The organism is Pseudomonas sp. GM50 (assembly GCF_000282375.1).
GTDB lineage: Bacteria > Pseudomonadota > Gammaproteobacteria > Pseudomonadales > Pseudomonadaceae > Aquipseudomonas.
Genome location: NZ_AKJK01000058.1, coordinates 61,083 through 85,944, shown reverse-complemented (window position 1 = coordinate 85,944; position 24,862 = coordinate 61,083). Strand labels below are relative to the sequence as shown.

The 24,862-nt window shown below is 60.3% G+C and carries 22 protein-coding genes and 1 pseudogene; 13 read left to right on the top strand and 10 right to left on the bottom strand.

The features are described from left to right. Positions 1-86: 86 nt before the first annotated feature. Both PMI30_RS15020 and PMI30_RS15025 read left to right on the top strand, forming a co-directional pair. Positions 87-623: pseudogene (locus PMI30_RS15020) on the top strand (DNA gyrase C-terminal beta-propeller domain-containing protein); the annotation flags it as partial. 176 nt (positions 624-799) lie between these two features. Then, complete coding sequence (locus PMI30_RS15025) at positions 800-1,513, top strand: PqiC family protein (RefSeq protein WP_008009861.1); 714 nt, start codon at positions 800-802, stop codon at positions 1,511-1,513. Between the two features lie 368 nt (positions 1,514-1,881). Here PMI30_RS15025 and PMI30_RS15030 read toward each other — a convergent pair whose 3' ends face one another. Then, positions 1,882-3,414, bottom strand: a complete 1,533-nt coding sequence (locus PMI30_RS15030; protein ID WP_008009859.1) for an AhpA/YtjB family protein — start codon at positions 3,412-3,414, stop codon at positions 1,882-1,884. Positions 3,415-3,548: 134 nt separating this feature from the next. Here PMI30_RS15030 and serB point away from each other — a divergent pair, with 134 nt between their 5' ends. Next, positions 3,549-4,763, top strand: coding sequence for a phosphoserine phosphatase SerB (gene serB, locus PMI30_RS15035; RefSeq protein ID WP_007902606.1), 1,215 nt, complete (start codon positions 3,549-3,551; stop codon positions 4,761-4,763). A 119-nt stretch (positions 4,764-4,882) separates the two neighbouring features. Here the strand turns inward: serB and PMI30_RS15040 are convergent, their stop codons facing one another. The 4 genes from PMI30_RS15040 to PMI30_RS15055 all read right to left on the bottom strand — a co-directional run bounded on the left by PMI30_RS15040 (position 4,883) and on the right by PMI30_RS15055 (position 10,310). After that, positions 4,883-6,673, bottom strand: a complete 1,791-nt coding sequence (locus PMI30_RS15040) for a hypothetical protein (protein WP_008009857.1) — start codon at positions 6,671-6,673, stop codon at positions 4,883-4,885. Positions 6,674-6,823: 150 nt separating this feature from the next. Further along, positions 6,824-7,684 (bottom strand): archaetidylserine decarboxylase, encoded by an 861-nt coding sequence (gene asd, locus PMI30_RS15045; RefSeq protein WP_007939614.1) that lies wholly within the window; start codon positions 7,682-7,684, stop codon positions 6,824-6,826. 18 nt (positions 7,685-7,702) lie between these two features. Next, positions 7,703-8,518, bottom strand: coding sequence for a rhodanese-like domain-containing protein (locus tag PMI30_RS15050; RefSeq protein ID WP_008009855.1), 816 nt, complete (start codon positions 8,516-8,518; stop codon positions 7,703-7,705). Between the two features lie 259 nt (positions 8,519-8,777). After that, entirely contained in the window at positions 8,778-10,310 is a 1,533-nt protein-coding gene (locus tag PMI30_RS15055) for an HDOD domain-containing protein (RefSeq protein ID WP_008009853.1), read from the bottom strand. A gap of 166 nt (positions 10,311-10,476) precedes the next feature. Between PMI30_RS15055 and motA the strand changes: the two genes are divergently transcribed. The 3 genes from motA to PMI30_RS15070 all read left to right on the top strand — a co-directional run bounded on the left by motA (position 10,477) and on the right by PMI30_RS15070 (position 12,634). Next, positions 10,477-11,328: a flagellar motor stator protein MotA gene (motA, locus tag PMI30_RS15060; RefSeq protein WP_008009851.1), complete on the top strand. Its 852-nt coding sequence runs from the start codon at positions 10,477-10,479 to the stop codon at positions 11,326-11,328. A gap of 3 nt (positions 11,329-11,331) precedes the next feature. Further along, positions 11,332-12,360 (top strand): flagellar motor protein MotB, encoded by a 1,029-nt coding sequence (gene motB / locus PMI30_RS15065; RefSeq protein ID WP_008009849.1) that lies wholly within the window; start codon positions 11,332-11,334, stop codon positions 12,358-12,360. Between the two features lie 94 nt (positions 12,361-12,454). Then, positions 12,455-12,634, top strand: coding sequence for a hypothetical protein (locus PMI30_RS15070; RefSeq protein ID WP_008009846.1), 180 nt, complete (start codon positions 12,455-12,457; stop codon positions 12,632-12,634). 165 nt (positions 12,635-12,799) lie between these two features. Here PMI30_RS15070 and PMI30_RS15075 read toward each other — a convergent pair whose 3' ends face one another. The 4 genes from PMI30_RS15075 to rsgA form a co-directional block, all read right to left on the bottom strand. Continuing rightward, positions 12,800-13,285: a toll/interleukin-1 receptor domain-containing protein gene (locus tag PMI30_RS15075; protein WP_007902631.1), complete on the bottom strand. Its 486-nt coding sequence runs from the start codon at positions 13,283-13,285 to the stop codon at positions 12,800-12,802. Next, positions 13,285-14,244: a caspase family protein gene (locus PMI30_RS15080; RefSeq protein ID WP_008009844.1), complete on the bottom strand. Its 960-nt coding sequence runs from the start codon at positions 14,242-14,244 to the stop codon at positions 13,285-13,287. Before PMI30_RS15080 ends, PMI30_RS15075 begins: the two co-directional genes overlap by 1 nt. A gap of 3 nt (positions 14,245-14,247) precedes the next feature. Beyond that, the gene (locus PMI30_RS15085) at positions 14,248-14,655 is read right to left on the bottom strand and encodes a TIR domain-containing protein (protein WP_008009843.1); all 408 of its coding nucleotides are present in this window, start codon (positions 14,653-14,655) and stop codon (positions 14,248-14,250) included. A gap of 213 nt (positions 14,656-14,868) precedes the next feature. Further along, positions 14,869-15,900, bottom strand: coding sequence for a small ribosomal subunit biogenesis GTPase RsgA (gene rsgA, locus PMI30_RS15090; RefSeq protein ID WP_007902636.1), 1,032 nt, complete (start codon positions 15,898-15,900; stop codon positions 14,869-14,871). A 107-nt stretch (positions 15,901-16,007) separates the two neighbouring features. On the opposite strand from rsgA, the gene orn reads away from it, so the two are divergent. Continuing rightward, positions 16,008-16,550 (top strand): oligoribonuclease, encoded by a 543-nt coding sequence (orn, locus tag PMI30_RS15095; protein ID WP_008009841.1) that lies wholly within the window; start codon positions 16,008-16,010, stop codon positions 16,548-16,550. Positions 16,551-16,732: 182 nt separating this feature from the next. Continuing rightward, positions 16,733-17,344 (top strand): trimeric intracellular cation channel family protein, encoded by a 612-nt coding sequence (locus tag PMI30_RS15100; protein WP_007902638.1) that lies wholly within the window; start codon positions 16,733-16,735, stop codon positions 17,342-17,344. An 89-nt stretch (positions 17,345-17,433) separates the two neighbouring features. Here the strand turns inward: PMI30_RS15100 and queG are convergent, their stop codons facing one another. Further along, on the bottom strand, positions 17,434-18,522 hold the full coding sequence (gene queG / locus PMI30_RS15105) for a tRNA epoxyqueuosine(34) reductase QueG (protein WP_008009838.1): 1,089 nt from the start codon (positions 18,520-18,522) through the stop codon (positions 17,434-17,436). Positions 18,523-18,585: 63 nt separating this feature from the next. Between queG and PMI30_RS15110 the strand changes: the two genes are divergently transcribed. From PMI30_RS15110 to miaA, 5 genes are read left to right on the top strand one after another with little or no spacing between them, the layout of a single operon-like run. After that, positions 18,586-20,085 (top strand): bifunctional ADP-dependent NAD(P)H-hydrate dehydratase/NAD(P)H-hydrate epimerase, encoded by a 1,500-nt coding sequence (locus PMI30_RS15110; protein ID WP_008009836.1) that lies wholly within the window; start codon positions 18,586-18,588, stop codon positions 20,083-20,085. Beyond that, the gene (tsaE, locus tag PMI30_RS15115; protein WP_008009834.1) at positions 20,073-20,543 is read left to right on the top strand and encodes a tRNA (adenosine(37)-N6)-threonylcarbamoyltransferase complex ATPase subunit type 1 TsaE; all 471 of its coding nucleotides are present in this window, start codon (positions 20,073-20,075) and stop codon (positions 20,541-20,543) included. The genes PMI30_RS15110 and tsaE overlap by 13 nt, the downstream gene beginning before the upstream one ends. Further along, entirely contained in the window at positions 20,544-21,974 is a 1,431-nt protein-coding gene (locus PMI30_RS15120; protein ID WP_008009832.1) for an N-acetylmuramoyl-L-alanine amidase, read from the top strand. Further along, positions 21,971-23,881: a DNA mismatch repair endonuclease MutL gene (gene mutL / locus PMI30_RS15125; protein ID WP_008009830.1), complete on the top strand. Its 1,911-nt coding sequence runs from the start codon at positions 21,971-21,973 to the stop codon at positions 23,879-23,881. The genes PMI30_RS15120 and mutL overlap by 4 nt, the downstream gene beginning before the upstream one ends. Further along, positions 23,881-24,852: a tRNA (adenosine(37)-N6)-dimethylallyltransferase MiaA gene (gene miaA, locus PMI30_RS15130; protein ID WP_007902653.1), complete on the top strand. Its 972-nt coding sequence runs from the start codon at positions 23,881-23,883 to the stop codon at positions 24,850-24,852. Before mutL ends, miaA begins: the two co-directional genes overlap by 1 nt. Positions 24,853-24,862: the final 10 nt, after the last annotated feature.

Here is a 24,862-nt window from a genome sequence, read left to right as displayed (position 1 = left end):
GAGTTCAGACGTGTGCTCTTCCGATCTGATCGGAAGAGCATACGAGATTACAAGGTGACTGGAGTTCAGACGTGTGCTCTTCCGACGAGCCGCTGACCGGCCGTCTGACGCCGCCACCAGGGGCGAGTTTCGAATGCGTACTGATGCCTGAAGACGATTCGCTGTACGTGATCGCCTCCGACGCCGGTTACGGTTTTGTGGTCAAGGGTGAAGACCTGCAAGCCAAGAACAAGGCGGGCAAGGCCCTGTTGAGTTTGCCGAACAACGCCAAAGTGATTCTGCCGCGTCCGGTAGCCGACCGTGAGCACAACTGGCTGGCCTCGGTGACCACCGAAGGTCGGCTGCTGATTTTCAAAATCAGCGATTTGCCACAATTAGGTAAAGGAAAAGGGAATAAGATCATCGGGATTTCCGGTGAACGTGTTGCCAGTCGCGAAGAATATGTCACGGACATTGCCGTTTTGCCGGAGGGTGCCACTTTGGTGCTGCAGGCCGGAAAACGTACCTTGTCACTGAAGGCGGACGACCTCGAACACTACAAAGGTGAGCGTGGGCGTCGTGGTAACAAACTTCCACGTGGCTTTCAGAGGGTGGATGCGCTGTTCGTCGAAAACCTCAATTAAGCGTCCTAGAGCGCTCGATCTACGATTTAACGCGTAGATCGACGCTTTGCCGCTGGAGTCGGAACGCATATTCACGGATGATATGGCCTTTCAAGCGCCGGCGTAGCCGAGCGTTCTTCATATTTTTTGAGTATTTTCACTGTGGTTAGCCTTGTGGCGGCCACCTGGATGGGACGATGACTGCTCTGCGCCTTCCTTTTATTTTGATGCTCGCCGGCGTTCTTGGCCTGGCGGGTTGCAGCGTTCACCAACCGGTGTCGCTGTATCAGCTGGACAGCGGAAGTCCGGCTCAGCCTGCGCAAAGCGCGGGCATGGCGGTATTGCTGGGCCCGGTAACGGTTGCCGACTACCTGCAACGCGAAACCCTGTTGCAGCGTCAGCCCGATGGCAGCCTGCAAGCTTCGGTCGATGGTCGTTGGGCGGGTAGCCTGTCGTCCGATATCGATCAGCTGTTGCTGCGTCAGGTCGCCGGCCATCTGGACAGCCAGCGCGTTGTCCTGGCACCGGCGACATTAGGCTTCACGCCGGATGTTCAGGTGCTGCTGACGATCACGCGACTGGACTCGGGTGCATCGCAACCGGCGATCCTTGATGCCCAATGGCGCCTGATCGACCGTCGTGGTCAGGTGCGCGATAACCGCATCATTCATCTGCAGGAGCAGCACACTGGCGGGACTGCCGCTCAGGTTCAGGCTCAGGGTGTGTTGCTGCAGCGTCTGGCCGAGCAACTGTCGACTGCGCTCAAGCCACTGGCCAACCAGCCGCCGATCGCCGAAGCACCGCGCAAGCCAGCTGCCAAGCCTGTGGCACCGGCAGCAGAGCCCGAGAAGCAGCCGAAAATCCCGATGGCTTCGCCGATTCGCACGGATATGGAAGTGTTCAGGTTCTAAGCCTGGATTGATCCAAAGCAAAGCCCGCCATTGATGCGGGCTTTGTTGCTTCTGCGGATTGAGAAATCTAGCGCTGCTGCTGGCCTCTTCGCGGGCAAGCCTCGCTCCTACAGGAATGTGGCAGTCCCCGTTTGCGCTGCCCCGTAGGAGCGAGGCTTGCCCGCGAAGGCGTCGGAGCAGGCAACAAAAAGCCCGGATCAAAAGATCGCAGCCTTCGGCAGCTCCTACAGGGGCCGGGTAGGCCGCGGCCTTGCAGGTGCATGCGAACTTTGTAGGAGCTACCGAAGGCTGCGATCTTTTCAGACAGTCACCAAAAAGCCCGCAGACGATCACTCGTCTGCGGGCTTCTCTACAACGGGGACTGGGGTTTACGCCCGGCGTTCGTGCATCCGCGCCAGTTGCCGTTCCAGCATCGACGGATAAGGCTCCATCAAGCGCTCTACGCAGCACGCACCCTCTGGGCTGGCGATCGGCCGGATCCGTGCACGTTGGCGAATCAGCGCGTCGTCGCTGATCTTGCGCTCCACCAGCAGCAGGTTGCGGCTGTGTTGCGACAGGGCCAGTGCATCCTGAGCGGTTTCAGTCAGCAGCAGGTCAATCTGGCTCAGACCGAACAACTCGTCACCCAGCGTCAGGCCCAACTGCAATTGCAGGGTGATGCCGCTGTCGGCGACTTCGATCTGCAACTGATGACCCAAGGCACGCAGCAACTCGCCGCAGCAGATGGCGTTGGTCAGGTAATCGTCGCCGCTGTCTTCGGTGTGGAACAGCATCAGCGTGCTGCCATCGTTCAGGGTGTGCAGTTCGCTCTGGTAGAGCGACGCAGCCTGATCGAGGCAATCGCGGTAGCGTTTCAGCAGCTCTTCCAGGCGTGCGCGGGGCAGGCGACGCAGCTGATCCTGTGCGCCCAGTTGTACCGCCAGTACCGCGCTGTGCTGAGGTACGTTCGATACCTGCGGCTTTGCCACCGGTTTCGGCGCGCTATCTGCCGAGTCGTCACGCAGATCGGCAAACGGATCTTCGTCGTCATCATCTTCGACGGTGCTGACAACACGTCGTGGTGCAGGCTTGAGGCCGGCTACAGGCTTGGTTTCGTCGAAACCTGGATCGCGCAGGTTGCGCACTTCGAAGGTCGGCTCGTTATTGTCGGTGTCTTCGTAATCGCTGTCGTCGTATTCAGGCTCTGGCGCAGGTTCTGGCTCGGCAGGCTCCGGTGCGAAATTGGCGTGCAACTGACGAGCGAGGTCGCCGACCTCATCCTGGCGCTCGGTGGCCGGGGTGTATTCGTCGATATTGCGCAGCCACACCCGCAATTGCAGCAGCGGTGTGGAGATATTGCGTCCCAGGCGCAGGCTCAAGGCCAGGGACAGCGCCAGCAGAATCGCACTCAGAATGCCCATGCTTTGCAGGCTGATGGTCATCGGCTGCTGGAACTGATCCATGTCCAGGCTGATGCGCAGTTGCCCGGCGGTCACGTCCTGGAAGGTGATCTTGCTCTGGTACATGCCCTCGGCTTCGCCCAGCAGGCTATGCTTGGGACGCTGTCCGGCTTCGGCGAGGATGCGGTTATCCACGCTGTAGATGGCGGCGTGGGCCACCAGTTTGTTCTTGGTCAGGTTGTTGAGCAGCACGTTCAGGCTGAGGATGTCATTGGACACCAACAGTTCCGTGGCCGAGGTCGCGGTCTGGGTGGTCAGGCTTTCGCCCAGGGCATCCGCCTGCTCGTGCATGGCCTGCTTGAACTGCAAACCCATCACGCAGGCATAGATCACCAGGGCCAGAGCGACCAGGATCACGTTATGGCTGGCAATGCGCAATGCAATCGGTACACGGCGATGACGCAGTGCCCGGAAGATCAGCAGAAAGAAGTTATCGGTTTTTACTGGCGTGGGCCGGTTCACTTGAGCTCGGCTCTTTGTCCGTGAAGTTGACGCGCAGTATAGCGACAGGCCCTAGACCGTCAAAGCGCTCGCGGTGCCCGATGGTCACTGAAAATGGGTAGAATGCGGTTTTTTTCCACCTGCGGGGGTGCGCCTTGCGCGAAATCGTCCTGATAAACATCACGGGAGTCGACCGTCCGGGTCTGACTGCGGCCATTACCGGCGTTCTGGCCCAGGGTGGTGTGAACATTCTCGACATCGGTCAGGCGGTGATCCACGACACCCTGTCGTTTGGCATCCTGGTTGAAATTCCCGATACCGAACAAGGTAACTCGGTGCTCAAGGACATCCTGTTCAAAGGCTATGAGCTTGAGCAACAAGTGCGTTTCACGCCGGTGTCCGAAGAGGATTACCAGCTGTGGGTCGGCAATCAGGGCAAGAAACGCCACATTGTCACCCTGCTGACCCGCAAAGTGACTGCCGAGCAATTGCAGCGCGTGAGCTCGATCACCGCCAAATATGGCCTGAACATCGATCATATCGATCGCCTGTCCGGGCGCATGCCGCTGGACACCCCTGCCGACAAGGGCAAGGGCTGCATCGAGTTTTCCGTGCGCGGCGAGGCGGCGGATCCGCAAGCGCTGCGGGCCGAATTTCTCAGCGTCGCTCAAGAATTGAACGTCGACATCGCCTTCCAGGAAGATTCGCTGTTCCGCCGTAACCGCCGTCTGGCGGTGTTCGACATGGACTCGACGCTGATCGAAGCCGAAGTCATCGACGAACTGGCCAAGGCCGCCGGTGTGGGCGACCAGGTGTCTGCGATTACCGAGCGGGCGATGGCCGGCGAGCTGGACTTCCGCGCCAGCTTCAAGGAACGCCTGGCCTTGCTGCAAGGGCTGGACGTCAGCGTGCTGGATTCCATCGGTGCTTCCCTGCGCCTGACCGAAGGCGCCGAAACCCTGTTCGCCGAACTCAAGCGCCTGGGCTACAAGACGGCGATTCTGTCGGGTGGTTTCACCTACTTCGCCAAGCAACTGCAGGCCAAGCTGGGCATCGACTATGTATTTGCCAACGAACTGGAAGTGGTCGACGGCAAGGTGACGGGTGTGGCGGTCGAGCCGATTGTCGATGCGCAACGCAAGGCGGATCTGTTGCGTGAGCTGGCGCATAAGGAAGGTTTGCGTCTGGAGCAGACGATTGCGGTCGGTGACGGTGCCAACGACCTGCCGATGCTGGCGATCGCCGGGCTGGGTGTGGCGTTCCGTGCCAAGCCGCTGGTCAAGCAATCGGCGAAGCAGGCGATTTCCACCCTCGGGCTGGATGGCGTGCTGTACCTGCTGGGCTTCCGGGATCGCGACGGGCAACTCTGAGTTTCAGGTTGTCTGGGCGGGCCTCTTCGCGGGCAAGCCTCGCTCCTACAGGGTTTGCGCGGACCCGTAGGAGCGAGGCTTGCCCGCGAACGCATCACCGCCGATCAAATGCCGGACGCTCAAAGCGACTTCCACAACAAATCGAACTCTCCCACTACCCCGACCACGCCGCTCCCCGCGGCGTTTTCGTTTCTGGCTGTCTCAAGTGAGCGGTAGGCAAACTGATTGAAGCTGTTGGTACTCGCCATCCGGCGCTCCAGCCCGGCCCGGCGTTCCTCGCCGTTGGTATTGATCAGCACCTTGTTACCTTCCTGGAACGGCAGGCGCGGCGTGAGCAGGGTGGCCGGCAGGTCGATGGCGCTGATGGCGGGCAGCAACAGCCCGCGCAAGTACTGACTGTGCTCGTCGTGGGAATGCATCAGTTGCAGACCGCAGGGTTCGGCGCAAGGCGCGACTTGCTCAATACCCATCTGCGTGCCACCGCCCCGCACCTGGCGGATCCAGCGCACCACTGCAATGCTCCAGCCTTGACCGGCAGCATCCTCGATACCGACCATTTCGCCAGCCTGTAGCTCGGCGGGCACCGCGCCAGGCCAGGCCAGGCAATAGCCGCCAGGGCTGTGATTGATCACCGGCAGCACATAGGTCGGGAAATGCTGTTGGCGATCGGCTGCCTCGTGGCTGTCATCGTTCTGAAGGTGCGGGTATTCGATCTCTTCGTAGGGCAGCAGCGTGTCTGCGGTGCCATGGGGGGCGGCGTCGAAAGCCTGGTTCCATTGGTCTTTGGCGCGACGTGTCGGGTCGGTAGCCGAGAACTGCGCGGGGCGGGCGCCGGGTTTCTTCAGGATGTCGTTGAACGAGCGTTGCCCGCTGAGATAAAAGTGCAATGCACTCATGCCCACGCACAGGGTCAACGTGCCGTGGCCGACAGTGCGCTGGAAACTGCGCTCGGCGGCCTGACCCCAGGCGGCATGCAGGTGTTGCAGCGTATCCAGGCTCAGCCCCGTCGGAACGGGCAGCGGCGATGCCTTGTCGGCTGACTGTTGCAGATGGTTTTCGATGGCCGTGACCAAGGGTTGCGGGTCGATCCCTAGCAAACTCTCCTGTTGTTCGGCGAGGAATTTGGAGCGGTAACGCGGCCCGGTGTCGAGATCCGGGGCGATGGCAAACAGCCCGTTGTCCGGTTTGGCCGGTTGCAGCTTGATCCACTGGCTCCACGGTTCGAGCACCTCGGCGAGCCGGGCGATCTGGTTCTGGCGCAGTTGATTGCAGCGTGAAGCACCCAGCAGGAGGGCGACGACGTAGGTTTGCTCGATGCTCAGGCTTTGCGTCTGACTGGCCAGTTCATCGCGCACGCTCAAATGTTGTAGTTGGAACTGACAGCCAATCCGGTACAGCTGATGTAACTCGAGCCACAGACTTTCGGGCACTGGACAATAGAGTTCAGTGGCGCGGATCAATGCGCCGTTCAGGCAATGGATTGCCCGTTGCAAAGTCTGGGTCAGCAGCGGCGCACGGTCCTTGCTGAAGCGCGGTGTGGTGCGGATGACGATTTGCTTGTAGCCGATCGCCAAGTGGCTTTGCAGCGCCTGGCAAAGGTTGGCGATCTTGCGCGAGCGCTCGTCGAGCACAATCGCCTGATGCAGGAAATGTCGCTCCAGGTGCTTGCAGACGTAATACACCTCGGGCCGCAGCAGTTCGAGCAATTGCAGGCGATTGTCGCTGGGTGTGAGCAGTTGGTTGAGTTCGCTCAAGCCTTGATACAACTGGCGAGCGGTTTCGCCGATGTTGGCTTTGGGCAGGTTGGCGATCCAGCGCTTGAGATCGCGAGGCGTGGCTTCGCAGAAAGACAGACGCGACTGCGTCGGGATCGGTGCGCGTAGCAGCAGGACAGGATTGGTCTCATTCATGCCGTAGACAAACTCCGACCGGGAAATGGGCAGTGAATGACTTGACTGTAGCAGCTATGAACGCAGGAGGGCGTATCGCGATATTTGCGTCACGCTTGCCTTACGGGGAATGCGCCGCCCGGAAGAAATTCCGGGTGGCGGTCCCGGGAGTCAGGCGGTTGGCAAGCCGATGCCTTGGCCCATCTGTACGGGCGAAAGGGCGCCCAGGCCTTCAGCCCATTTCACTTGATCCGGCCCGAACAGCACGACCGCCGTAGAGCCGAGCTTGAAGCGACCCAATTCCGCGCCTTTCTCCAGATGGATCGGCGCACGGGCGGCTTCGTCGTAGCGGAAGGTTTTCAGCTCGCGCTTGGGCGGTGTCACCAGGCCGGCCCACACGGTTTCGATCGACGCGACAATCATCGCGCCCACCAGCACCACGGCCATCGGCCCGCGCTCGGTATCGAAAATGCACGCCACACGCTCGTTGCGGGCGAACAGCTCCGGTACGTTTTCAGCAGTGGTCTGGTTAACCGAGAAGATGCGGCCGGGGATATAGACCATCTCGCGCAGGGTGCCGGCCAGCGGCATGTGCACACGGTGGTAATCCTTGGGCGACAGGTAAATGGTGGCGAAATCACCGCCCATGAATGGCGCTGCGTTGGCGGCGTCACCACCGAGCAGTTCCAGCACGCTGAAGCTGTGGCCCTTGGCCTGGAAAACGCGACCGTGTTCGATAGGGCCTAGCTGGCTGACGGCACCGTCGGCCGGGCTGAGGATCGCGCCAGGGGTTTGGTCCAGCGGGCGAGCGCCGTCTTTCAAGGCGCGAGTGAAGAACGCATTGAAGTGCTCGTAAGCCGTCAGGTCTTCGACCAGCGCCTGGGACATGTCCACTTGATAGCGCTTGGCGAACCAGGCGGTAAAGGCGTTCTTGAACCAGCGCACGCGGCATTCGGCAATGCAGCCGGCCAGTCGCGAGAGCAAGTGGTGGGGCAGCAGGTATTGGCTGAGGATAAACAAACGCTTATTCATTAACTGTCCTTAAAAACCTTAAATCTCTACGGGCGTGTCGGGATGGTTGCCCCATTCGCCCCAGGAGCCGGCGTAGCCTTTGACGCGCGGATAACCGAGCGACTTGGCTACTAGATACGTGAAGCCAGAACGATGGTGAGTCTGGCAGTGGGTAATGACTTCTTTGTCTTTGGTGATACCGAGTTGTTCCAGGATTTTCGGCATGTCGGTGCGGATGCGCAGGTTGCGCGCCTGATCCATGCCGGCTGTCCACTCGAAATTGACCGCGCCGGGAATATGCCCGCCCTTGGCCGCCAGCACTTTCTCGCCGGAATATTCCAGCGGCCCGCGCGCGTCCCAGATCGCCAGATCGTTGGCGCCGAGGCGGCTTTGCAGGTATTCGCGGGTGGCGATGGGTTCATCGTGCAGGGTCAGGGCGACCGGGCCGCCGACCGCCGGCGGGATCTGGATCGACATGGGCAAGCCTTCTGCCAGCCAGGCCGGCAGGCCGCCATCGATATAGTGATACTTGCTGTGGCCGATGACATCCAGCAGCCAGATAAAGCGCCCGGCCCAACCGCCGCCTTCGTCGTCATAGACGACGTAGACCGCATCGGGGTTGTGTCCCAGCTCGCCGAACAATGCTTCAAGCGCAGCTTGGGTCGGCAGCAGGCCTGGCGCAGGCGCCTGGCCCAGTTGAGTACGTTTTGGATCGACAAAGCGTGCCCCGGGGATATGCCCTGCGGCATAGCGGGCGCTGCTGGTCAGGTCCACCAGAATCAGTTCGCGGGAGTCGAGACGAGGGAGCAGGTCGCTCGGCTCGATCACCAGCGCCAAGCCAGAGAAGTCAGACATGTGAGGTCTCCAGAGCACAAAGGGGAGGATTGTAGCGCAGCGTCATGAGGGCCTGTTATCAGTTATTTCGGCACAGGAAATAACTGAATCTGTGGCGAGGGGGCTTGCCCCCGTTCGGCTGCGAAGCAGTCGCAAATCCGCTGCATGCGGTGTGCCTGGCAGAACGAGGTTGCAGGTTTTGGGACTGCTTCGCAGTCCAGCGGGGGCAAGCCCCCTCGCCACAGGTCTTGATCTTCACTTAACTGACTGGCATCAGCCCCTAGCGGTGGCTAAAGCTGTGCAGGGCTTTTTCGATGCACTGCGCGGTTTTGCCGAACGCTTGCACGGTGATTTCCGAGAACGGCCCGCCGCCCTGATCCGCCACCACGATCATGATCACCCGACCGTTGTTGACCAAGGAGCGCAGCAGCAGGTGTTCACCGCTGAACTGTTTACGCAGGCTGGCCGGCAGCAGGGCCGAGAATTGTGCGTTGTTGGCCGGCGTCAGGCGCACTTGGGCCTGTTGCGCGAGCAGGCGTTGCAGCACGGTGCTTTGGCTGACCAGCAGGTTCAGGCCGGCCACTTCCTTGGGCAGCCCGGCGGTCTGGTGCACGCGCAGATTAGCGTGCGTGCGGTCGGCCATCAGGATCATCACCCGCCGCATGCCACACGCCACCAGGGCGTCTCGGGCCGAGCTGGTCAAGTGCATGGCATTGGTAAAAGGGCTCGGTTCCACCAGCAATTCGGCGCATTGTTTACGCCACTTCGCCAGGTCTTCAGTGGTGGGTGCCGGGGCTGGCAACAAACCGCCGTGAACACGGTTGATGCCCGACGGCCAGATCAGCGCTTCGGCTGGGTGCCAGAGGTCCGGCATGGCGTGTTGGCGCGCACTGTTAGCGGCCTGTTGGTGCAATTGTTGTTGCACCTCATCCATCGGCATCTGCAGGTAAAGGCTGGCCAGGTACTGCCAGCGTTCACAGTGGGGACTGTCCCAGGCCTGTTGTGCCGACAACGCCAGACCATTGGCCAGCAGCACGGTATTGGCGGGCTGATTGAGCCAACGGCGCAGCGTCGGGTCGTCATCGAGACGATTCTGTTGGCGTAGCGGGTGATCGCTGTCACGCGCGATGCGCAGGACTTTCACCAGTTCACGTTGTTCGCTGAGCAGCAGTCGATACCCCTGCTGCACCCAGATTGGCAAGTGCCAGGTGTCCACCAGCGCCAGGCAGATTTCCAGCAGGCGCACGCCGAACAATTGCTTTTCGACTTTGCGCGCCGACTCACCTTTATGGATGACCCGCAGCTCCCACTCTTCAAGCAGCTGCGGATGGGTCAACGCCATGGGCCACAGTGGCGAAAGAAACAGCAGGCTGCCCCAGTGGATGTCCTGCCACAACCGGGCCAGGCGACCGGCAAAAAAACCATTGGCCTGTTGGGTGGCGTGCTGGCTGATCAACTGAAGCTGGCGCAAGGCGAGGGGAATCTGCGATTGGGGTTCGGCGGGCAAGCGGTCGAGCAATTCTTCAGTGCGTTTCAAACCGAGGCGATTAATTGCCACCTCAAGATTTTCAGCCGGCGTGGTCATGCTGCCATGGGTGTGGCGATTGGCTTCGCGAATCACACTCAAGGCCAGGGCCGGGCTGTCCTGCATCATTTCGGCAATGTCGCGTAGCGAGCTGCGGCTATCGCGGATGGCTTTGCAGACCCGGTCGTGACTGGCTTGCGGAACCGGCAGACGTACACCATCGAGAAGCTTGACCCAGCCTTCGAGGGTGGCTGGTTTTGGCGTTGGGACGTTCGTTTCGTTAGCCATGGTTGCACGCGATCATTGTCTGCATTACCTGTGCCCGGGGCGGGCTAAATTAGCTTTTCGATTGAACTGGCTATAGTCTGGCGCAGTTTTGCCGATAAGTAGAAGAAGAGATTTTTTAACTTCCGAATATGACCTTGAACCCGACTCAGTAAGTGCTCTCCTACCTATGGCTAAAATTATCGGCATCATCGTCGTATTCGCGAGCGTGCTCGGCGGATACGTGCTTTCCCATGGCAAGATTGCCGCCCTTATTCAGCCTTTCGAGGTGATGATTATCGGTGGCGCGGCCCTTGGTGCATTCCTGCAGGCCAACCCCGGTCATATGACGATGCACGTGCTCAAGAAGTCCTTGGGCATGTTCAGTTCGCGTTTTAACCACACCTTCTACCTTGAAGTGTTGGGGCTGATTTACGAGATTCTTAACAAGAGCCGTCGCGAAGGCATGATGGCAATCGAAGGCGACATCGAAGATGCCGCCGCGAGCCCGATCTTCGCCAAGTACCCGGCAGTTCTGAAAGATGACCGCATGACTGCGTACATCTGCGATTACCTGCGCATCATGTCCTCCGGCAACATGGCTCCCCATGAGCTTGAAGGTTTGTTCGACATGGAACTGACCAGCCTCAAGGAAGACCTGGACCACCCCTCCCACGCAGTCAACGGCATCGCTGATGCCATGCCTGGTTTCGGTATCGTCGCGGCGGTATTGGGTATTGTGGTGACCATGGCTTCCCTGGGTGAAAGCGACCAGAAGATGATTGGCTTGCACGTAGGTGCGGCTCTGGTAGGTACCTTCTTCGGTATTCTCGCCGCCTACGGCTTCTTTGGTCCGCTGGCGCATGCGCTGGGCCATGATGCCAAGGAAGAACTGAACGTCTACGAAGCCATCAAGGCCTCGCTGGTGGCTTCGGCTTCCGGCATGCCGCCATCGCTGGCAGTGGAATTCGGTCGTAAGGTTCTGTACCCGGCGCACCGTCCTAGCTTCGCTGAGCTGGAACAAGCGGTTCGCGGTCGCTAAGTCATGGAAAATAACCAGCCGATAATCATCAAGCGCGTCAAAAAGTACGCGGGCGGGCATCACGGGGGCTCCTGGAAAATCGCCTTCGCGGACTTCGCGACGGCGATGATGGCGTTCTTCCTGGTGTTGTGGCTGTTGTCCACGGCAACACCGGAACAGAAGATTGCCATCGCCGGTTACTTCAAGGACCCGGTCGGTTTTTCCGAAAGCGGTACGCCGTACATCATTGATCTGGGCGGCTCGCCGACCCTGGCACCGGAGAACACCCTCAACCCCGAGGTGAAATCCCAGCCTCAGCCGGACAAGGTGACTGTCGACTCCGAGCAGGTCGAAGGCATGGCCGAGCTGGTCGAGAAGGAGCGTCTGGAACTGCTGCTGCAAGAGTTGCAGAACAAGGTCGAAGAAAACCCGCAGTTGCAGAAGTTCAAGGACCAGATCCTCTTCGAGATTACCCAGGACGGTTTGCGCATCCAGATTGTGGACGCCGAAAACCGCCCGATGTTCGACTCCGGCAGTGCGCGTCTGAAGCCATATTTCGAAGACATTCTGCTGGCCATGGCCGACACCATCAAAGCGGTGCCGAACAAGATCAGCATCAGCGGCCACACCGATGCCAAGCCGTACTCGGGCACCGGCGACTTCGGCAACTGGGAACTCTCGGCCAACCGCGCGAACGCGGCTCGCCGTGCATTGATCGCCGGCAGCTATCCGGACGCTCAAGTAGCGCGAGTCGTGGGTTATGCCTCGTCGGCGCTGTTCGACCGGGAGAACCCGTTCAACCCGGTCAACCGCCGCATCGATATCATCGTGCTGACCAAGAAAGCCCAGCGTGCGATCGAAGGTTCGCAAGGTGCCGAACCTGCGCCAGTGCCGACGCAAGGGCAGGGCGGCCCGGGCGAAGTGCCTGCGCCGCCAGCCGATCCGAACGCATTGCCGGCGGATAAGGAACCGTTGCCGGCGCATGAGCTTCGTGAGCGTTTGAATCTGTTTGATGATCCGGTGCCGAAACCGGCAGCGCCAGCCAAGCAGTGATCACAAAAAGCCGACAGAGATGTCGGCTTTTTTGTCTCTGCTGTCTCGTCCTGAATAAGGTTTACATCTTCTGGCTTCTTATCAGGAAGTGGTTATGGCCATCAATCCCGGCCACAGCTGCAATGGCGAAACCGCTGCAATGGATGCCGCCAATCATTTTCGTGGCGTCACGAAAATGATCGAGGTCGGCAAAGGCGACCAGCGATTGTCGATCTGGAACGCTGAGATTGCGTCAAACCCTCAAGGTTATAAAGGGTGGGTGGCCACCGCTTGATCAAGACCATTCAAGAAGCCTTTGGCCTCAATTAATTCATTTTTTTCGCACAGTATCACTAGCGTTGATAGCGTGCGTAAATCCTGTTTCTTGGCCGTTAGGAGGGCACTTAAGAGTCTCGCTTAAGTGAACAGCATTGCAATCATCGCGGCTTTTTTACGCCTGTCAGAAACCGCGTCGGATGCGGCTCTTGAGTTGGTCATGAAACAACTCGGCGTTGCCTCTGTAGGTGCGGTAAAGGGATTCGTTGATCGAGCCTAGCGTCATTGAGCGCTTGGTCGCCACTTCTTCACGATAGGCATCAATGAAAAACTCCAGATCCTTGTCGGTGCTGAGCTTTGGCCATTTATCGAGGTACAGCGGCAGTTCCGCCGGTCCGGTCTTGAATGAGCATATCCGCCGGTTGCTGATGGTCGCTTCACCGATTTCGAACGGCACCCACCACGACAGCGCGGTCTTGTCCGAGACTATCGCCAGCAGATGCGTGCACTCGGTGATGTTGCGGGTGATGACCCCGGTGATGTCGTCAGTGGTCTGTGATTCAGGATCCAGCACGTCGAAGTAGGTCTTGATGTTGGCCCGAATCAGACGGGTGCTGATGGCGATGGCGTGGGACCGATCGGTATGGCGGTAGCTGATAAACACAGGCATCAGAAATGTCCCTTGATTGCGAGTTCGCGGTAATAGGCGCCGAGGGCGGTGAGGCGGCAGCCGGTGGAGTTGATGGCCGCGTAGTACATGTGCTCGGCGTCCACCGGTTCGATCAGGCTGTGGCGATTGCACTTTTGCAGTTGGGAGAAGACTTCGCCGTGCTCTGGGTCGAACGTGGCTTCGGTAGGTTCGTAGCTGGGGTCTAGGGCGAACATTGATTCCGCCTCTTCGAACCAGTCGGGAAGTTTGCGCAGGATCTCTTTGGGGATCAGCGGCGAGACTTCTCGCAATGAAATGAATTGCGACACATTGGTCTTGAACACCGGGCGCTGTTCCCACGCGTCTAGAGCGTTGTCGACGAATGAATAGAGGCTGCCGGGGGTAATCTTTCCCAATATGTTTGCGGCGCCGCCGTGCAATGCTTGCAGCAACAGCCCCGTGAAGACGCCGTGGTTGGCGCCTTCCATAGCCGGCTCTGCCTTTTTGCACGCGGTGAGGATGGTCATGCCTTCGCACACCATGCTGCTTTCGCTGCGTAGCGCCCGCACTTCGCCCGCCGAGCCCGCCTGGCAGCAGTCGAGAATAATCACTTTGTTTTTGATTTTTACCGCTTTGGTCGCCCAATTCAGGATGTCGCTGATGCGAATTCCATCCTTGGCGGATTTGTAGTCCTGGGGGATCAGCATGCCTTCGTCCGTATCGACGTCGAAGTTGCCGTGACCGGCGAAGTACAGCAGTGCAACGCTGCAATCGCCTGAAAACAATTCCTGGATATGCCCTTCGAGCTTTTCACGGCTCAGATAATCTTCGGCGGAGGTCAGGACCAGGTTCTTGAAATTCGGATCGCCATTGGCGTCGGTTTTCAGCACCGAAGCCATGGCCATCGCATCGTTGTTGCAACCACTCAATTGCGAAACATGGCTGTAGTTATTAATGCCGATGAACAATCCCTTGCGCATGGTTCAGCCCGCCGCGTGAGTGCGAATGGCATCGATGATGCTGTTGGTGTTCCACGCACACTCCGCGTGCGCCGCCCGGCGTACCACCGTGGAAATCCGTTCGGCGCCAAACGGCTTTATCGCAATGATGACCTTGCCCATTCGCCTGGCGATCTCGATTTCCTTGTTGATCCACTTGCTGTAGGTCGAATACATCCCCGCCATGATCAGCACTGCCGAGCAGAGCCGAATCTTGTTTTCGATGGCTTCTTCAAGTTGCTTGTCGGTTTTCGCGCCGATGATCGGGTTGTCCGGTGGCACCGAAAAATTCTTGAACGTGAAGCCGGGTTTTGCATTGAGCAAGCGGACCAGATTGTCGTGGGCGTCTGAGTAGTTCCACGAGTGGCTGATGAACAAATGATAGGTTTGCATGGCTGTCCCTCGGTATCGCCTGAAATGCGATGAGGGCTCGAATGTATGCACTTGAGTGGCCGCAACAAGGCCTTGGCGGTTAAAGAGACGCGTCCTTCAGGCAGGCGCGAAGAAGCCTTACAGAAAGGTCTGACGTTTAATTGAGGGAGTTTTTGTAGGACGCCACGAACGACCTACCGCCCCGTAAGAGTCAGGGGCGGCTGGCACGTCTGTTTAATAGCTGCTTTCAGGCAAGCTGGCGATGATCGAGCGGTAGCTGTTCATCCGTTGCTGCTGCACGCGGCCCTCTTCCAGGGCCTTGAGCAGGGCGCAACCCGGTTCGCGGTCGTGCTTGCAATCGCGGAAGCGACAGGTGCCGATCAGATCGTTGAACTCGATGAAACCGGCTTCGACGTCGGCCCGGCTGACGTGACCCAGGCCGAATTCCCGAATACCCGGGGAGTCGATCAACTCACCGCCGCCAGGGAAGTGGAACAACCGCGCGGTGGTGGTGGTGTGGGTACCCTGGCCGGACAGCTCCGACAGCGGGCCGACACGGGTGTCGACTTCCGGCAGCAGGCTGTTGACCAGTGACGACTTGCCGACGCCGGACTGGCCGACGAATACGCTGATGTGCCCGTCCAGCTGCTTTTGCAACTGTTCCATGCCATTGCCGTGGTGGGCCGACACTTCCAGCACCGGGTAACCCAGCGTGCGGTAAACCGCCAGCAAGGCATTCAGCGCCGGGGCGTTCTGCTCGTCGATCAGGTCGAATTTGTTCAGCAGCAGTAACGGCCGAATACCCGCGTGTTCCGCGGCGACCAGATAACGGTCGATCAGGTTGGCGTGAGGCTCGGGCAGCGGCGCGAAGACGATCACGATCAAGTCGACGTTGGCCGCCACCGGCTTGAGCTGGCCACGGCTGTCGGGACGGCAGAGCTCGGTCTTGCGCGGCAGTTGCGCCACGATCACGCCGATGCCCTGGTTGCCGGCACGCCAGACAACCTGATCGCCGGTCACCAGCGCTGGCAGGTTGGCGCGCAAATGGCAGCGGAACACCTGGCCGGCCAATTCGCCATCGAGGGCCTCGACTTCGACCTGCACACCGAAGTGCGCGATCACCAGGCCCGTCTGTTCCGGGCCCAGGTCGCCGCCTTCGAGTGCCTCGACAGCCGAGGACTCGCGTTTGGCGGCGCGGGCAGCGCGCTCGCCCTGAATCTTTTCGATGCGCCAGTTTTGACGACGATTGAGTTGGCGTTTGGCCATGGGTGTTCCGTATCGAGAATGCAGCGATTAGGTAAAACGGCCGCGAGTTTAGCACGCCCGGTGGCCTCCCTAGGCTAAACTGCGCACCTACGCCGAGGAGCCGACTCATGCAAAACCCGCTGAACCTGATCTGGATCGACCTGGAAATGACCGGTCTGAACCCTGATACCGACGTCATCATCGAGATGGCCACCATCATCACCGACAGTAATTTGAACACCTTGGCCGAAGGTCCGGTGATCGCCATCCACCACAGCGACGAGATCCTCGCCGGCATGGACGAGTGGAATACCCGTCAGCACGGCGGCTCCGGGCTGACCCAGCGGGTTCGCGACAGCCGTATCAGCATGGCCGAAGCCGAAGCCGAGACCATCGCTTTCCTGGAAAAATGGGTGCCGAAGGGCAAGTCGCCGATCTGCGGCAACAGCATCTGCCAGGACCGTCGCTTCCTTTATACCCACATGAAATCGCTGGAAAGCTACTTCCACTACCGCAACCTAGACGTGTCGACCCTTAAAGAGTTGGCCGCACGCTGGGCGCCGGACGTACGCGACAGCTTCAAAAAGGGCAGCACCCACCTGGCCCTGGACGACATCCGCGAATCGATCGCCGAGCTTCAGCACTACCGCAAGAATTTCATCAAGTTCTGATTGGGTGGTGTGTCTGTTCTGACGCCTTCGCGGGCAAGCCTCGCTCCTACGGGGCCTGCGTTGTACCTGTAGGAGCGAGGCTTGCCCGCGAAGAAGGCGATGCGGTCTATTTGAATGAGTGCCCCCTTTTGGTGCCTGCCCTAAATGGCTAGACTGCGCGCCTTCCTGCCAGGACCGCCACCATGTTGCTGATGCTCTACCTGATCGCCATTACTGCCGAAGCCATGACTGGCGCCCTGTCTGCGGGCCGTCGCGGCATGGACTGGTTTGGTGTGGTGCTGATCGCGTGCGTCACGGCGCTGGGCGGCGGTTCGGTGCGCGACGTGCTGCTTGGCCACTACCCGCTGACCTGGGTCAAACACCCGGAATACCTGGTGTTGACCTCCGTCGCGGCGATGCTGACGATCTTCATCGCCCGCTGGATGCGCCACCTGCGCTCGCTGTTTCTGGTGCTCGATGCCGTGGGCCTGGTGGCGTTCACCCTGATCGGCTGCATGACTGCCCTGGAAATGGGCCACGGCATGCTGGTGGCCTCGGTCAGCGGCGTGATCACCGGCGTGTTTGGCGGCATCTTGCGGGACATCTTCTGCAACGACATCCCACTGATCTTCCGCCGCGAGCTCTACGCCAGCGTCTCGTTTGCCGCGGCGTGGTGCTACCTGCTCTGCATCTACCTGCAATTACCCGGCGAACAGTCGATCCTGATCACCCTGTTCGGCGGCTTCCTGCTGCGCTTGCTGGCGATCCGCTTCCACTGGGAAATGCCCAAGTTTGTTTATAACGACGAGGCATGATCGAAGGTTGCTGGTCGTGTGTGCGATTTACTCTTAACGGGGTAATTCGACTTCAAATGGGGTAATTCATCGTCTAATTACCCTATTTGTTAAGGTCGAGTTCCAAGGTTGCCAGCGCGCTGCTCATGTTGCTTCAAAGCCCATTCGACATGCTCGCGCACCAGATCCGACGGATAGTCCCGCCGTGCCTTCAGCGCTTCCAGCACCGGAATGCTTGACGGCGCATTACCCAGGCCGACCGCCAGATTGCGCAACCAACGCTCGTAACCCGCACGTCTGAGCGGTGAGCCTTCGGTGCTGCTGAGGAACTTCTCTTCATCCCACATGAACAGTTCGGCCAGTTCGGCGTTGTCCAGATTGTGCCGTGGCTTGAAATCACTTTCCCCGGAAGGTCGGGCGAAGCGGTTCCATGGGCAGACGATCTGACAGTCATCGCAACCGAACACCCGATTGCCGATCAGCGGCCGCAAATCTTCAGGGATCGCACTTTTCAGTTCGATGGTCAGGTACGAAATGCAGCGCCGGGCGTCCAGTACATACGGGCCGACAAAGGCGTTGGTCGGGCAGATGTCCAGACAGGCGGTGCAGCGACCGCAGTGTTCGGTGGCGTGGGGCGGGTCCACCGGCAGCGGCAGGTCGACGAACAGTTCGCTGAGGAAGAAGTAGCTGCCAGCCTTGCGATTCAAGACCAACGTGTTTTTGCCGATCCAGCCAAGGCCAGCCTGTTCGGCGATGGCTTTTTCCAGTACCGGGGCGCTGTCGACAAAGGCGCGGTAGCCGAACGGGCCGATCACTGCCTGAATTTTTTCTGCCAGTTGTTGCACGCGTTTACGGATCAATTTGTGGTAATCGCGGCCCAAGGCATAACGCGACACGTAGGCTTTTTCCGGTTGGGCCAGGCGTTTGGCCATTTCGGTGTCGCCCGGCAGGTAGTCCATGCGCAGGGAAACGACTCGCAAGGTGCCGGGCACCAGTTCTTCCGGGTGCGAACGTTTGCTGCCGTGGGCGCCCATATACTCCATTTCGCCGTGGTAGCCGGCCGCGAGCCAGCGCTCCAGGTGCTGCTCATGCTCGGCCAGGTCGAGGCCGCTGATGCCGACTTGCTGAAAGCCCAGCTCGCGGCCCCAGTCCTTGATGGATTGGGCGAGGGCGGGCAGGTCTGTGGTAATAGCGGGCATGAGGCGAGAGAAACCGGAGCTGAGGTGCGTATAATTCTGCCAGACATCGGAGCCTGAAGACGCATGCCGCACACTAAAGATGAATTACCCGACGCGCTGTATAGCGCCGCGCAAGTCCGAGGGCTCGATGCGAGCCTGATTGCGGCCGGTACACCGGGCTTCGAATTGATGCAACGTGCGGCGCGGGCGACCTGGCGCGCGCTGGTCCGCCATTGGCCTACGGCACACGAATTGAGCGTGGTGGCCGGCCACGGCAATAATGCGGGCGACGGTTACCTGGTGGCCGTGTTGGCCCGACGTGCCGGCTGGCATGTGCGGGTGCTGGCCGCCGGTGATCCCGGGCGTTTGCAGGGCGATGCCGCTGCGGCCCATGCCGAGGCGGTAGCCGAGGGCGTCGCCATTCAAGGCTGGAATGCGCACTGCGAGTTACGCGGCATCGTGCTGGATGCCTTGCTCGGCACCGGCCTGACCGGTGAAGTACGCGAGCCGTATGCCAGTGTCATCGCCGCGATCAACGCCAGTGGGCTACCCGTTGCGGCGGTGGATATCCCTTCGGGGCTGTGCGCCGATACGGGGCGCGAGCTCGGCATTGCGGTTCGAGCGGACCTGACGGTGACGTTCATCGGTTTGAAGCTGGGTCTGTTCACCGGTGACGCTGCGGATGTGGTTGGCGATTTGGTATTCAATGATCTGCTAGCCGCCCCCGAGACGTTTATCGGGGCCACGGTCAGTGCTCGTCGCCTGACGGCCGGTAATGTGCCGCGTCTGTCCGCTCGCGCTCCAACTGCCCACAAAGGCAAATTTGGTCATGTATTGCTGATCGGCGGTGATCGTGGTTTTGGCGGCGCCATCCTGCTCGGTGCACAAAGTGCTTTGCGCAGCGGCGCCGGCATGGTGTCTGTGGCCACCCGCAACGAACATGTTCCAGCCGCCTTGGCGCGTTTGCCAGAAGCGATGGTGCTCGGCACTTCGTCGGCCAATCAATTGATGGGGCTGCTTGAGACGGTCACGGTGCTGGTCGTCGGCCCGGGGCTGGGGCAGGCCGCTTGGGGGCGCAGTCTGTTGTCGGCCGCGGCCAATGCGCCGTTGCCGCAAGTCTGGGACGCCGATGCGTTGAACCTGCTGGCCGAAGGTGGCGTGAGTTTGCCCGCACGTTGTGTTATCACGCCGCACCCTGGCGAGGCGGCGCGATTACTGGGGCTATCGACGGCCGATGTTCAGGCCGACCGCCCGGCCGCTGCCCATGCATTGAGCAAAAAATATACAGCTGTCGTGGTGCTCAAAGGCGCCGGCAGCTTGGTCGCCAGCCCCGACGGGCGCCTGGCGTTGTGTCATCAGGGCCATCCGGCCATGGCATCTGCCGGTTTGGGCGATGTGCTGGCCGGTCTGGTCGGTGCCTTGCTCGCTCAGGGCATGGACGCGTATGACGCGGCGTGCCTGGCGGTTTGGCTGCACGCCAATGCCGGCGCGCAACAAGGTGAATTCGGCCGTGGGCTGGCGGCCAGTGATCTGATTCCAGCCATTCGTCAGTTGTTGGAGGAGCAAGCACCGTGTCTGAAGTAACCCTGTACCTGGCTGATGAAGAGGCGATGACCGCGTTTGGTGCGCGCATCGCACAAACCACTGAAGGGCACGGTCTGATTTTTCTCGAGGGAGATCTGGGCGCCGGGAAAACCACGCTGTCCAGGGGCATTATTCGTGGCCTGGGGCATACGGGGGCGGTAAAAAGTCCGACCTTCACCCTGGTCGAGCCATACGAGATTGGAGAGGTCCGCGCCTTCCATTTCGACCTCTATCGACTGGTCGATCCGGAGGAGCTGGAGTACCTCGGCATCCGCGACTATTTCGAAGACGACGCGTTGTGCCTGATCGAATGGCCCCGTAACGGTGCAGGCTTTTTGCCAAAGCCCGACCTGACCATTACCATTAGCCCGCAAGACAGCGGGCGTTCGCTGAAAATTTTGCCCCAGGGCTCGCGTGGCGAGTCGTGGTGTGCCGCTTTGGCATTGGAATCCAATTAAATGATGGGGTTAGGTATGCGCTTTCGCGCGTTGGTTGCTGCCGTAGGATTGTTGTTTTTGGCGGTGACCGTCGACGCTGTGGCCGAGACGAAGGTCAACAGTGTTCGCCTGTGGCGGGCGCCGGACAACACGCGACTGGTGTTTGACCTGACAGGGCCTGTCCAGCACAGCGTTTTTACCCTGACCTCCCCGGATCGGCTGGTGATCGACATTAATGGTGCAACTCTGGGGTCGCCGCTGAACGTCAATACCTCGAACACCCCGATCACCGCGATGCGCTCGGCTCAGCGCACGCCGACCGACCTGCGGGTGGTCATCGACCTGAAAAAAGCCGTCACGCCAAAAAGCTTCACCCTGGCGCCAAACGCCCAATACGGCAATCGCCTGGTCGTCGACCTGTTCGACAACGCGGCCGACGCCGCACCACCGCCTGCGCCAACGCCGTCCGTGGCGACGTTGCCTGCGGTCCCTGTCGCACCATCCGAGCCTTCGATCAAATTGCCGCCCGCCCCAGCCGGCAAGCGCGACATCATTGTGGTGATCGATGCCGGCCACGGCGGCGAAGATCCGGGCGCCTCGGGCTCTCGCGGTCAGCGTGAGAAAGACGTGGTGCTGGCCATCGCCCGTGAACTGCAGCGTCAGGTCAATGGCATGAAAGGCTTCCGCGCCGAACTGACGCGCACCGGCGACTACTTCATTCCGTTGCGCGGTCGTACCGAAATCGCCCGCAAGAAGGGCGCCGACCTGTTCGTTTCGATCCACGCCGACGCCGCGCCTTCGGCCGCCGCATTCGGTGCGTCGGTGTTCGCCCTGTCCGACCGCGGCGCTACGTCGGAGACCGCCCGTTGGCTGGCCGACAGCGAAAACCGTTCCGACTTGATCGGTGGTGCCGGCAACGTCAGTCTCGATGACAAGGACCGCATGCTGGCCGGCGTGTTGCTCGATTTGTCGATGACCGCTTCCCTGACATCCAGCCTCAACGTTGGCCAGAAAGTCTTGAGCAACATCGGCCGCGTCACGCCGCTGCACAAACAGCGCGTAGAGCAAGCCGGGTTCATGGTGCTGAAGTCGCCGGACATCCCGTCGATCCTGGTGGAAACCGGGTTTATCTCCAACGCCAACGAAGCTTCCAAGCTTGCCGCAGCGAACCACCAGCAAGCGCTGGCGCGGTCTATCAGCAGCGGCGTGCGGCAGTTCTTCCAGCAGAATCCACCGCCGGGCACCTACATCGCCTGGCTGCGCGACTCCGGCAAGATCGCTCAGGGCCCACGTGACCATCGCGTGAACCCCGGCGAAACGCTGGCGATGATCGCCGTGCGTTATCAGGTGTCCCCAGCCACCTTGCGTAATGCAAACAACTTGAAAAGTGACGAGCTGAAGATTGGTCAGACTCTGACCATCCCAGGCACTGAACTGGCGGCCAAAGAATGAACCAGGTGCTGACCAACACTGCGCGCATCGAGCTGCTCAGCCCGCGGCTGGCGAACCAGATCGCCGCCGGTGAAGTGGTTGAGCGCCCGGCCTCGGTGATCAAGGAGTTGCTGGAGAACAGCCTCGACTCCGGCGCCAAACGCATCGATGTCGATGTGGAGCAGGGCGGCGTCAAGTTGCTGCGGGTGCGCGACGACGGTAGCGGCATTTCTGCCGATGACCTGCCTTTGGCCCTGGCCCGTCACGCCACGAGCAAGATTCGTAACCTGGAAGACCTTGAGCAGGTGATGAGCCTGGGGTTTCGTGGTGAGGCGCTGGCGTCCATCAGCTCCGTGGCGCGTCTGACCCTGACGTCCCGCACTCGCGATGCCGATCAGGCCTGGCAGGTGGAAACCGAAGGCCGGGACATGGCGCCTCGCGTGCAACCGGCGGCCCACCCGGTGGGGACTTCGGTGGAAGTGCGCGATTTGTTCTTCAACACCCCGGCGCGCCGCAAGTTTCTCAAGACCGAGAAAACCGAGTTCGATCACCTGCAAGAAGTGATCAAGCGTCTGGCGCTGGCGCGGTTCGATGTGGCATTCCATCTGCGCCACAACGGCAAAACCATCCTCAGCCTGCACGAAGCCCACGATGACGCGGCCCGCGCCCGGCGTGTGGCAGCGATCTGCGGGGCGGGTTTTCTGGAGCAGGCGCTGCCGATCGAAATCGAGCGCAATGGCCTGCATTTGTGGGGCTGGGTCGGGTTGCCGACCTTTAACCGCAGCCAGGCGGACTTGCAATATTTCTTCGTGAACGGCCGCGCCGTGCGCGACAAACTGGTGGCCCACGCGGTGCGCCAGGCTTATCGCGACGTGCTGTTCAACGGTCGGCACCCGACGTTCGTGCTGTTTTTCGAAGTCGATCCGGCGGGCGTTGACGTCAACGTGCACCCGACCAAGCACGAAGTACGCTTCCGTGACGGGCGCATGGTTCACGATTTCCTCTATGGCACTTTGCACCGCGCCCTCGGCGATGTGCGGCCGGAAGATCATCTGGCCGCGCCTGTTGCGACGGCCATTGTCCGGCCCACCGGGCTCGATGCCGGTGAGTTCGGTCCGCAAGGCGAAATGCGTCTGGCGGCCAATGCGCTGCTGGAACAGCCTCAGGCACAACCGTCGTTCAACACGCCGGCTGGCTCGGGCGCTGGCGCCGGTTATCAGTATCAATACACGCCGCGGCCTCAATCCGGCGTGCCCGTCGCCGAAGCTCAAGCGGCCTACCGTGAGTTCTTCGCGCCGTTGCCCGAAGCCAACGCGGTCGCGCTGCCGGCCGGGCAGGACGACATTCCGCCGCTGGGCTATGCGCTGGCGCAGCTCAAGGGCATCTATATTCTTTCGGAAAACGCCCAGGGCCTGGTGCTGGTGGACATGCACGCCGCCCACGAGCGGATCATGTACGAACGCTTGAAAGTCGCCATGGCCAGCGAAGGTCTGAGTGGTCAGCCGCTGTTGGTGCCGGAGTCCCTGGCGGTCAGTCAGCGCGAAGCCGATTGCGCCGAAGAACACGTCGCGTGGTTCCAGCGGTTGGGCTTTGAGTTGCAGCGTCTTGGCCCGGAGTCGCTGGCGATCCGGCAAATCCCCGCGTTGCTGAAACAGGCTGAAGCGAATCGATTGGTCAGCGACGTTCTGGCGGATTTGATGGAGTACGGCACCAGCGACCGGATTCAGGCACACCTGAACGAACTGCTCGGCACCATGGCCTGCCACGGCGCGATTCGCGCGAATCGGCGTCTGGCCTTGCCGGAAATGAACGGTCTGCTGCGGGACATGGAAAACACCGAACGCAGCGGTCAATGCAACCATGGCCGACCGACCTGGACCCAATTGGGCCTGGACGATCTGGACAAACTGTTTTTGCGCGGTCGTTGATGAGCCAGCTCCCTCCTGCGATTTTCCTGATGGGGCCGACGGCTGCCGGCAAGACCGACCTGGCCATCGAACTCACCAAAGTTTTGCCCTGCGAGCTGATCAGCGTCGATTCGGCGCTGGTTTACCGTGGCATGGACATTGGCACCGCCAAGCCTTCCAAAGAGTTGTTGGCCGAATTTCCGCATCGCTTGATCGATATTCTCGACCCGGCCGAGAGTTATTCCGCTGCGGATTTTCGTCGCGATGCGCTTGAGGCCATGGCCGAGATCACCGCGCGAGGCAAAATTCCGCTGCTGGTAGGCGGCACAATGCTCTACTACAAGGCTTTGCTCGAAGGTCTGGCCGACATGCCGGCGGCTGATCCGCAGGTGCGCGCGCAAATCGAAGAAGAGGCTGCACGCCTTGGCTGGCAGGCCCTGCACGATCAATTGGCGGTCATCGATCCGCAATCTGCAGCGCGAATTCATCCGAACGATCCGCAGCGCCTCAGTCGCGCGCTGGAAGTTTATCGCGTCAGTGGTCAGAGCATGACTGAGCTACGCTTGCGACAATCTGCGCAAAGTACTGAAGCAGCCGCTTCGGGACTGCAACAATTGCCCTATACTGTCGCGAACTTGGCCATCGCTCCGGCAAATCGCCAGGTACTGCACGAGCGCATTAAACAAAGATTCACAAATATGTTGGAACAGGGATTCATAGACGAGGTCGTAGCCCTGCGAGATAGAGGTGACTTGCATTCGGGGATGCCGTCTATACGTGCTGTAGGCTATCGACAAGTCTGGGATTACCTGGATGGCAAGCTGACGCAAGCCGAGATGCAGGAGCGTGGAATCATTGCCACGCGCCAATTGGCAAAGCGCCAGTTCACCTGGCTGCGCAGTTGGGCTGATTTACACTGGTTGGACAGCCTCGATTGCGACAATCTGCCGCGCGCCTTGAAATACCTCGGGACCATCTCCATATTGAGCTGAGTCCTTGCAA